This is a genomic window from Pedobacter petrophilus (assembly GCF_009674725.1).
In the GTDB taxonomy this organism is placed as follows: domain Bacteria; phylum Bacteroidota; class Bacteroidia; order Sphingobacteriales; family Sphingobacteriaceae; genus Pedobacter; species Pedobacter petrophilus.
This window is the reverse complement of sequence record NZ_WKKH01000082.1, coordinates 1-9,079: the sequence shown is the minus strand read 5'-3', so window position 1 is coordinate 9,079 and position 9,079 is coordinate 1. Positions and strand designations below refer to the sequence as shown.

The following is a 9,079-nucleotide window of genomic DNA, read 5'->3' as shown; positions in this document are numbered from 1 at the left end:
CGTCAGCTATGACAGGCCAAATCCCCGAGGGGGGTCAGTATGGTGCATTACTGGGGTCAATATTGCCAGAATATCCAGTTATTGCTTGATGAAAGATATCGATTTAATTGAAGTTAAGGATTGTTCAATAAGCTTTGATAATTTAAGGCTCCACTATCTTGAATCGGGCACGGGACCAGTAATCCTTCTTGTGGCGGGGTTCCCACAAAGTTGTTATGCATGGCGAAAGGTTATTCCGCTTTTAGCAAATAAATATCGTGTGATCGCATTGGATCTTCCAGGACAGGGTGACTCGGACAAGCCTCCCGGAGGATATGATACCCAGACTACTGCCGAACGAATTCATGGGTTCGTCGAAAAACTTGGTCTTGAAAATTTCCTTTACGTAGGACATGATATCGGCGCCTGGGTCGGCTATGCCTTTGGACATCTATATGCAAGCTCCCTTAGAGGAATCGTCCTTTTGGATGCAAATATTCCGGGAGTGACCCTCCAGGATACTATTACACTTGGGCCTGATAATTGGCGAAATTGGCACTTTCTGTTCAATCCCATTGCTGATCTTCCAGAAGCATTGCTAGCAGGTCGAGAGCGAATTTTGATCGAATGGTTCTTTAAAAATAAGGCCTTGAATTACCGAGATACATTTACAGAGCTGGATCTTGATGAATATACAAGAGTATATTCAGCGCTAGGGGGCATGAGGGGGATGCTAGGTTATTATCGCTCAGTGTTGGAGGATATGGAACAGAATCGAGTATTTGGTCAACAACTGCTGAAGATTCCCGTCCTTGCTTTGGGGGGAGATAAGGGTAGCGCGCCGGATTTACATGATAGGATCAAGCAACTCGCCATTGATGTTTACGGCGGGCATATCAAAGATTCTGGTCACTATATTCCAGAGGAACAGCCATTAGCCTTAGTCGAGGAGATTATTGAGTTTGATAGGATTGTTTCGGAAAAATTGCCTCAATCTTGGTAAGCTCAGTACTTAGTTAGATGCGAAATTTTTCAGGAAATGAGGAGGGTAGGTAGCCTCCATGATAGATATTCGTCTCATGTTTTTCTAATATCGCTTGACTTCATAATTCTTAGATATCTTATCAGCTGTGCTTAGTGGATAAAGTCTAGCTTTGAACGAATGTTTTTCAGCAACGATATTCACATAAAATTTAATACATTTTAAGCAAAAAGCGAGCAGGCCCATGGTATGGCCCGTTCGCTTTAATATTTCTCTTCAAATAAAATCAATGGTTACGTTGATGTTGTTGTTTTCTATATCTATCCAGTTATTTTGGTAAAGTGCCCATAAATAGCAGAATATTAGAGCCAATCTCTTTTGCATGGGTTTCTAGAGCAAAATGACCTGTGTCGAAAAATTTCAGATCAGCATTTGGTAAATCTTTCTTGTAGGCCTCCGCTCCTGCAGGCAGAAAATATGGGTCCTTATCTCCCCATACTAATAGCAATTTGGGCTGGTATTTACGGAAATATTTATGAAAATCAGGATACATTGCAACATTGCTTCTGTAATCTTTAACTAAATCCAGTTGAATCTCAATATTTCCAGGTCTATCCAGAAGCTGTTGGTCTAACAAATAGGCCTCTGGCGCAATAAGCGATGGGTCTGATACACCCTGATGATACTGAAACCAAGTTGCCTCTTTCGATACGAAATCCTTCAAGGCATCCCTATTAGCTTGTGAAGGATCTTTCCAGTAACGCTGTATCGGATCCCACTCTTTACTTAGACCTTCCTCATAAGCATTTCCGTTTTGAGATATAATTCCTGTTATCTTATCCGGGTTGGCAACTGCTAAGCGCAGTCCGACCGGTGCACCATAGTCAAAAATGTATATCGCAAAGCGGTCTAGTGTAAGCTGATCTATAAATCCTTGCATAACCTCTGCAAGGTTATCAAAGGTATAATTAAACTCCTTATGATCCGGTGCAGAGGAATTGCCAAAACCGGGAAGGTCAGGTGCAATAACATGATATTTTTCACTTAATTGTGGGATCAGGTTCCTGAACATGTGAGAGGAAGTTGGATAACCATGGAGCAACAACAGTACCGGAGCTTTCTCAGGTCCTGCCTCTCTGTAAAATAATTTAAGGCCGTCTACCGTTACTGAACGGTAATGAATTGAAGTGTCTTTCATCTTTGGATTTATTTTTATTTGCTGTCTAAGATTTGCGGCTGATACGTTCACCATCAATAATATAAATGTAATCAGACCAGCAAAGTGAATCAAGAATTTTCTCATTTTTTTTTAACATGTCAAAATTAAGCCTCATATTTGATTGTACAAAACGATTTAAAGTGATTGTACGAATCATTTTTTATGATAGATAACCATGAACACCAACGACTTTAAAATTTTTCAGGCCGTTGCCGATCTCGGGAGCTTTACCAAGGCCGCTGCAGCTACTTTCACCGTCCAGTCAAATGTGACCGCAAGGATTAAAAGCCTGGAGGACGAATTTGGGGCGGAATTCTTTGTTAGAAATTCTCGAAAGGTAACACTAACTGCTGAGGGTCGAATGTTAATGCCTTATGCCAGACGAATTGTGAAATTGGTTGAGGATGCCAAAAGCAGTGTGATGGGTACAGATAAGGTAAGTGGTACTATAAAAGTGGGCTGTATTGAAACTACAATGGCACTCAAAGTTCCTGAAATTCTCACCAGCTTTGAACACCAATATCCGGATGTAGAGCTTGAGTTCAAGTCCGGTATGAGAGCAGATCTTATCCGCGAAGTGTTGAGTTTTAGCCTTGATGCGGCATTTGTTTCCGGCCCGCTTAATGTTGCAGGTTTAAATGAAGTCAACGTAAAGGAGGAAAATCTGGTTATTATAAATGCGGTCAAGGGTCCAGCGCTTAAGGATCTGCTCAAAATGCAGCCGCTAAAGATCGTCGTCTTCGCTGAGGGATGCGTATTTCGAGCAAGACTTGAGGCCTATCTTAGTTATGCAGGAGTCAACCAATATAAAAGCACTGTGCTGAACTCCATTGAAGGGATAATCAACTTCGTGGAGGCTGGGCTCGGGATTAGCTTAATGCCTGAAGAAGTTATTAACCATTATTATGCGAGTAGGGAAATCAAAACTCATAAATTAACTAAACAGTTAGGAACGATGAATACGGTATTGGTGTTTAGGGAGCAAGAAGAGCAGTCCCTTGCATTAAAGGCATTTATAAAATTGTATCAATAATGGAATACTGTTTTTTATTTTAATAGGTTATTTATTGGATACCCCTTCGAGGCTGGATAACATTAGTCCATGTTCTCATCCAATTAGAATTGGTTGCATGCAGATGATTCTATTGAAGATTGTCAAAAAATGCCATTCTGGTTTTTGGATTTTTCTGGAACGATTTGTAGCACATCCCAGTGCTCCACAATTTTTCCTTGTTGGTCAAACCTGAAAATATCAATCGCTCCATAATCTTTATCTCCCGGCCAATGCTGATAACAATGGATTACCACTAAATCCCCTTCCGAAATTACCCTTTTAAATTCTACCTTTTTCTGTGGAAACTTCGATGCCATTTCCTCAAAGTAATCAATGAAGCCTTTCTTACCATCCTTAACGTGCGGATTATGTTGTATATAGGTATCACCTACATACCTTGCGACCGCCTCCGCAGGTCTTGCCTGATTAAACATTAAATCATAAAAAGCTAGGGCGTTATCCTTATTTGTTTGAGACATGATGTATCTAAATAATTATCAATCCGTTTATATTCTGGTAAGATCCTGTATTCTCGGTTTAGCCGCTAGGTTGTCTAATTACAAAATGTATACCAGCACTTTTTAGCTCCTTCTAGCGAAAAGTTATTAGACCATTTTTAGTTATAACCATTCTGGCTAGCGCTATTGATCACCTTTTTGCTTTAATAGTACTTCTGTGTTCCTGTCCCCACCCGGATAATACAGTGATTACGGGCGTTACAGATTCTCCATATTCGGTTAAGGAATAGGTTACCGAAATAGGGGCTGACTCCGATACAGACCGCTCTATAAGCACATTTATCTCCAGTTCTTTAAGTTCTCTGCTTAATACTTTCCCGGATATGCCACTAACATCACGAAGAATCTCGGAGTATCTGCGAGGTCCAAATAACAGGCACGTTATTATGGAGATTTTCCATTTCCCGCCCAATACATCCATTGCATCATGCACACCCATGATTGCCATCTTACAATCATGGCTCGGAGTTGCGGTTATCTTTAACATTTTGTCATGGTTACCTATTTGTCACTGATACTTATTGTCTGTTGGTGACAAAAGTAAACAAAATTTGCTGAGTTTTGCGACAACAAAAAATTATAAAAATGAAATTATTAGAAAATCTGAAATGGCGATATGCTACCAAAAAATTCAATGACCAAAAAGTCTCTTCTGAGGAAATAGATAAGCTGATTGAGGCTATTAATCTCTCTGCATCTTCCACAGGTATCCAACCATACCGGATAGTCATCATTCAAAACCAGGCATTGAGGAAGGAGTTGGGTGAAGGTTCCTTCAATAGCCAAATTATCGATTGCTCACACCTCATCGTTTTTGCTGCCTATGAAAAAGTAACCCTGGAGCATATCGAGGGCTATATGAACCGGATTGCAAATCGTAGAGAGATTCCTGTTGAGAGTTTAGGGGACTTTAAACTCGCATTAGTTAACGGTTTGCTCAGTATGAGCGATGATCAAAGCCATATATGGGCAGCAAAGCAAGCCTATATTGGCCTTGGAACAGCGCTGATAGCAGCAGCAGAGCTGAAAATTGATGCAACCCCTATGGAAGGTTTCGATGCTGGTAGGTTCGATGATTTGTTAGGTCTTAATAAATCAGGTCTTAAATCCGTTGTCACCCTTGCTATAGGATATAGGGACGAAAAGACTGACCCATACGCTAATTTGAAAAAAGTAAGGCTTTCAGTTCAGGATTTTGCTAGCTCTATCGGGTAATATCCTTCAGCATTCAAAAATACACATGTACTTTTGCTTCAAAACCAAATTGAATACGATTGATAGTGTTCAATTTGGTTTAATAGGATTACATTTTAATCGTCTTTTTTGAAATTTTCTATTTTGATAACAGATACTCATGTGCTGTTACTTATCGTTCGAAGAGGAGCACTCAATCGAGTCAAGTTTTGTAACATATTCTTTTCCAGGTATATTAAGGTATCCTTAAAGGTGTCTAACTTACCAGCCAAGTATGCTTACCAGAATTTAAATGCAATCCAAATCAACATTCTTTACTGCTGTTTAAAATAAGTATAAACAGATGTATAAGCTTGAGAGTTTTGCATTCGACCAGTATCACTCCATTTGATTTTCTAGGTATGTTTTATCTTTTTATTTGTGTTCAATCTACCGGGAAAACCATTTTTAAGTTTCTTACTGGGTTGCGTATCATTGGAGTGTACCCTTAGCTATTTTGAGCATTCCGTCTTCCAGGTTTTTTGAACGGTATGATACTTATCTATTAATTATATTTCATTTGAGGCGGTCAGGATTACTGGCCTCGAAGAAGTTACCAGTATAGTGTGTTCATGTTGGGCCACAAATCCGCCTCTGCTTCCAGTAAAAGTCCAGCCATCTGATTCTGTCTTTATACGTGTAGATTTGGTAGAGATGAAGGTCTCAATAGCGACCACCGAATCTTTTTGAAATCGCCTTACAGTATCATATCGGTCATAATAATTCATTATCGCATCCGGTTCCTCATGCAATGATCGTCCAATTCCATGACCTCCTAAATCTCTGATAACAGTAAATCCTTTTTTCTTTGCTTTGCTTTCCATTACTTTTCCAATATCGGCTATTCTCACTCCACTACTGATTTTTGAAATGGCTTCCAGTAAGATCTTTTTCGAAGTATCAACGAGATCTTGCAAACCCTGAATATCTTCGCCTATAATGAATGAGCATCCATTATCAGACCAAAAGCCATTTAATTCGGCAGAGACATCGATGTTAATGATATCACCGTTTTTTAGTATGACCCGATCAGATGGTACTCCATGGGCAAATGCGTGATTAACGCTGATGCAGCTGTAGCCGGGAAAGGCGTAGGTCTCATAAGGGGCAGACTTTGCACCAAATCCTTCTAATATCTCCCTTCCATAATTATCTATCTCTTTGGTCGACATGCCTATCCTCGCAAATGCCTTCATTTTTTTCAAGGTTTGCCCCACCACATCACTTACTGCATTCATTCCTTGGCGCTCTATTTCGGTTCTGATAATCATAGGTATTAATAGTTTTTTTTCCAAATCTATGGCTATTAAAATTTTGCTCATAGTAAATTTTAGACACAGAATATTTTTCATGACGATAGTTTTACCCTAGATTTGTAAAATGCCTATAGACTATTTGCAAAAGATACACACCAGAACATTCAGTACGGATGCTTATAGAATTGATCCTTGTAGTGAAAACAATGCTGTGATAGAAGGGTTCTATGTCTTTAACAAAGATCCAAAGGAGGTCAAACAGCTTATTTTCAATGACGGATTTCCTGTTCTTGTATTTCTTCAGAACGATAGCCATTCCATAACGGTTACCAGCATGAATGATACCTATCAAATTAAAGCGGCTTGGGCAAGTGCAGGTCCGATTAAGAATTCTTATATTCAATACAACGACAACACCAAACAGACGCTTATAGTCCGATTCTTTCCCGGAGCGTTTAATAATTTATTTGGGCTGAATGCCCAATATTTTAAAGATAGTCCCATTGCTCCATTTGAACATATCGCAAGCAAATGCTATTTCAATTTGGGAGCGTTTTTTGACTGTAAAACAATTGAAAAAAAAATCGATTTTATTGGAAGCTTTGTTCATAGGCGTGCTTCCAGAGATGTTATGTCTGGCCCCTTAAGCAAAATATTAGAACATATTAAAATAATGAAGGGGAATGCTATGGTATTAGGCCTGACCAATAATGCAGGCGTTAGCTACAAGTGGCTGGAACGAAATTTCTCCAGGAGTATCGGAATCTTGCCCAAGGATTTTCTTCAACTCCAGCGCTTTATCCATGCCTATCTGGATTTAGTTGATGCTAATGATGTTGATTTAACCCATATTGCCATCTCATATGGCTATTATGATGCTAATCATTTCCTGAAAGACTTTAAATCCTATACCGGAAAATCGCCGATGGATTATCTAAAGTCTCGCTTCTAGTACTTTAATGAGGTATGTAATGGGGTGAAATAGCAACAGCATTGATTAGCAGAGATGGATATCCTGTTCTGCACACACCATTTATTTCAGCCACTTAGCTTATCAAATGATTCCTTGAGGGAATGTTCAAATGTAATGACATTTATGTATCTTAGCAGTACAAATCAAACATGCCAGTTTATGATACATATGAAGAGGGTAAACTGATTGCACTTTTGCGCTCGGGTGATGAATCTGCGTTCAATCAAATTTATAAACGCTATTGGAAGAAAATATTTGTGCTTGCCACAAATGCCCTGGGAAGCGTCGAGGAAGGCGAGGAATGTGTTCAGGATATCTTCTGTAGCATATGGCTTCGATGAGAGTCACTTTTTCTTAAATATTCACTTTATACTTATTTAGCTGTAGCTGTTAAGTATCGCGTGATTAATATCCTGGACAAAAGATACAGAAAACGTCAGAAAATGGAGGGTATATTGATGCACCACCTTCCAGGCTTCTCCGCTTCTGCTGACATAGCGATACTGGAAAAAGAGCTCATGGCAAAACTTGAAGCATCGGTTGCCCGGTTACCTGAAAAATGCCGTATAGTTTATAGGATGAGTAGGGAAGAAGGTAAGACCCATCGCCAGATTGCGCAGGAGCTTACCATTTCAGAAAAGACTGTAAATAATCATTTGACCAAAGCCATTAAGGACATATCCGGTAATCTAGGCGGCGGTCTTCATTTTATAATCATTGCTGGGGTCCTTCGGGATATTATTTGAAAAAGCTGAATCTCTCCCAAGAACAGTGTACAATTAATTATATTGCCTTCATCAAAATTTTCTCTGAAATTATTGGATAAACCATGGAGCTCTTAAGGGCTTATAATGCGTTTTTCGAAAGCTAGAGCTTAATCAAGCGTCTAATATTAAATATATACATCTAATTGTCGCCTCACTGAAAAATAATTATATTGATTTTAGCAACTGCTTTAATTACTTTTAGCTGGTAAAATAACAAGGACAGACCATCCAGTACTGTCCATTGTATCCCTAATTAAACTATGAATAAAACAATGATCGCGCTATTGTTTCACTTGAATTTATTTACCAAATGCTTGCAAACCGGTTTTCAAAAACATCTGATAGTTCGCTATTTCATAATCTGCACCTTGAGGAGGTCCTAACAATGTCTCTGTTTTTGGATCAAGCAATACATAAAATGGTTGTGAATTGGAGTGGAATTTTTGGATTTGTAATTCGCTCCATTTCTTGCCAATAGTGTTCAGTTTTTTTCCTTCAGCTGAGATTATAATGTCTTCAGGAGCCAGTTCAGATTTATCATCGACATACAACTGTATGAGTACATACTCATTGCTAATCATCTTATAAACAATTTTATCGGACCAGACATTAGCTTCCATTTTTCTGCAGTTCACACAGGCATGACCAGTGAAGTCGATAAGAATAGGTTTATTTAATCGCTTAGCAGCCGCTAGCCCTTCATTATAATCGAAATAAGCATCTAACTTTAAAGGAGCATGGAATTTGTCTTGGTATTTATGCCTTTCACCATTTGCTGCTTTATGTTTTGGATTCAGAAGTCCAGCAGTGTACAGATCAAAATCCTGTGTTTCCTGGGGAGGAAGAAAAGCAGATATACTCTTTAGGGGTGCACTGGAGTTGCTACATTTGACTGGAGGAATTTAGTTGTCAGATTTAACTAGAAACTTTTAAATTTGATTATATGAGCAAACGAGTATTTGATGATTCCTTCAAAAAAATGGCTATAGATTTATCTAATAGCCGAGGATCGGTGAAAGAGGTTGCAGATGAGCTTGGAATAAACGATAGCCTTCTGAGTAAATGGAGACAGCGTGAGTCGGAGCCCAAACAGAGTCC

Annotated in this window: 10 protein-coding genes and 1 pseudogene; 6 read left to right on the top strand and 5 right to left on the bottom strand. The window is 39.1% G+C overall.

Annotation, left to right across the window (positions count from 1 at the left end; genetic code table 11):
• On the top strand, positions 1-982 hold a 982-nt coding region (locus GJU39_RS22580; RefSeq protein ID WP_209437718.1), incomplete at its 5' end, for an alpha/beta fold hydrolase.
• Between the two features lie 307 nt (positions 983-1,289).
• Here the strand turns inward: GJU39_RS22580 and GJU39_RS22575 are convergent.
• On the bottom strand, positions 1,290-2,264 hold the full coding sequence (locus GJU39_RS22575) for an alpha/beta fold hydrolase (protein ID WP_154283259.1): 975 nt from the start codon (positions 2,262-2,264) through the stop codon (positions 1,290-1,292).
• Positions 2,265-2,355: 91 nt separating this feature from the next.
• On the opposite strand from GJU39_RS22575, the gene GJU39_RS22570 reads away from it, so the two are divergent.
• Entirely contained in the window at positions 2,356-3,213 is an 858-nt protein-coding gene (locus GJU39_RS22570; RefSeq protein ID WP_154283258.1) for a LysR family transcriptional regulator, read from the top strand.
• A gap of 122 nt (positions 3,214-3,335) precedes the next feature.
• Here GJU39_RS22570 and GJU39_RS22565 read toward each other — a convergent pair whose 3' ends face one another.
• Entirely contained in the window at positions 3,336-3,713 is a 378-nt protein-coding gene (locus tag GJU39_RS22565; RefSeq protein ID WP_154283257.1) for a nuclear transport factor 2 family protein, read from the bottom strand.
• 169 nt (positions 3,714-3,882) lie between these two features.
• Complete coding sequence (locus GJU39_RS22560) at positions 3,883-4,191, bottom strand: winged helix-turn-helix transcriptional regulator (RefSeq protein ID WP_154283261.1); 309 nt, start codon at positions 4,189-4,191, stop codon at positions 3,883-3,885.
• Between the two features lie 146 nt (positions 4,192-4,337).
• On the opposite strand from GJU39_RS22560, the gene GJU39_RS22555 reads away from it, so the two are divergent.
• The gene (locus tag GJU39_RS22555) at positions 4,338-4,967 is read left to right on the top strand and encodes an NAD(P)H-dependent oxidoreductase (protein WP_154283256.1); all 630 of its coding nucleotides are present in this window, start codon (positions 4,338-4,340) and stop codon (positions 4,965-4,967) included.
• A 527-nt stretch (positions 4,968-5,494) separates the two neighbouring features.
• On the opposite strand, the gene map is transcribed toward GJU39_RS22555, so the two are convergent.
• Positions 5,495-6,256 (bottom strand): type I methionyl aminopeptidase, encoded by a 762-nt coding sequence (gene map / locus GJU39_RS22550; RefSeq protein WP_154283255.1) that lies wholly within the window; start codon positions 6,254-6,256, stop codon positions 5,495-5,497.
• 109 nt (positions 6,257-6,365) lie between these two features.
• On the opposite strand from map, the gene GJU39_RS22545 reads away from it, so the two are divergent.
• A complete protein-coding gene (locus tag GJU39_RS22545; protein WP_154283254.1) occupies positions 6,366-7,193 on the top strand; it encodes a helix-turn-helix domain-containing protein in 828 nt (275 codons plus the stop codon).
• Between the two features lie 392 nt (positions 7,194-7,585).
• Positions 7,586-7,960 (top strand): annotated as a pseudogene (locus tag GJU39_RS22540) (sigma-70 family RNA polymerase sigma factor); the annotation flags it as partial.
• Between the two features lie 320 nt (positions 7,961-8,280).
• Here the strand turns inward: GJU39_RS22540 and GJU39_RS22535 are convergent.
• On the bottom strand, positions 8,281-8,778 hold the full coding sequence (locus GJU39_RS22535) for a thioredoxin family protein (protein ID WP_245228067.1): 498 nt from the start codon (positions 8,776-8,778) through the stop codon (positions 8,281-8,283).
• A 146-nt stretch (positions 8,779-8,924) separates the two neighbouring features.
• On the opposite strand from GJU39_RS22535, the gene GJU39_RS24360 reads away from it, so the two are divergent.
• Positions 8,925-9,079: transposase (locus tag GJU39_RS24360; protein WP_154281226.1), on the top strand; the 155-nt coding region annotated here is incomplete at its 3' end.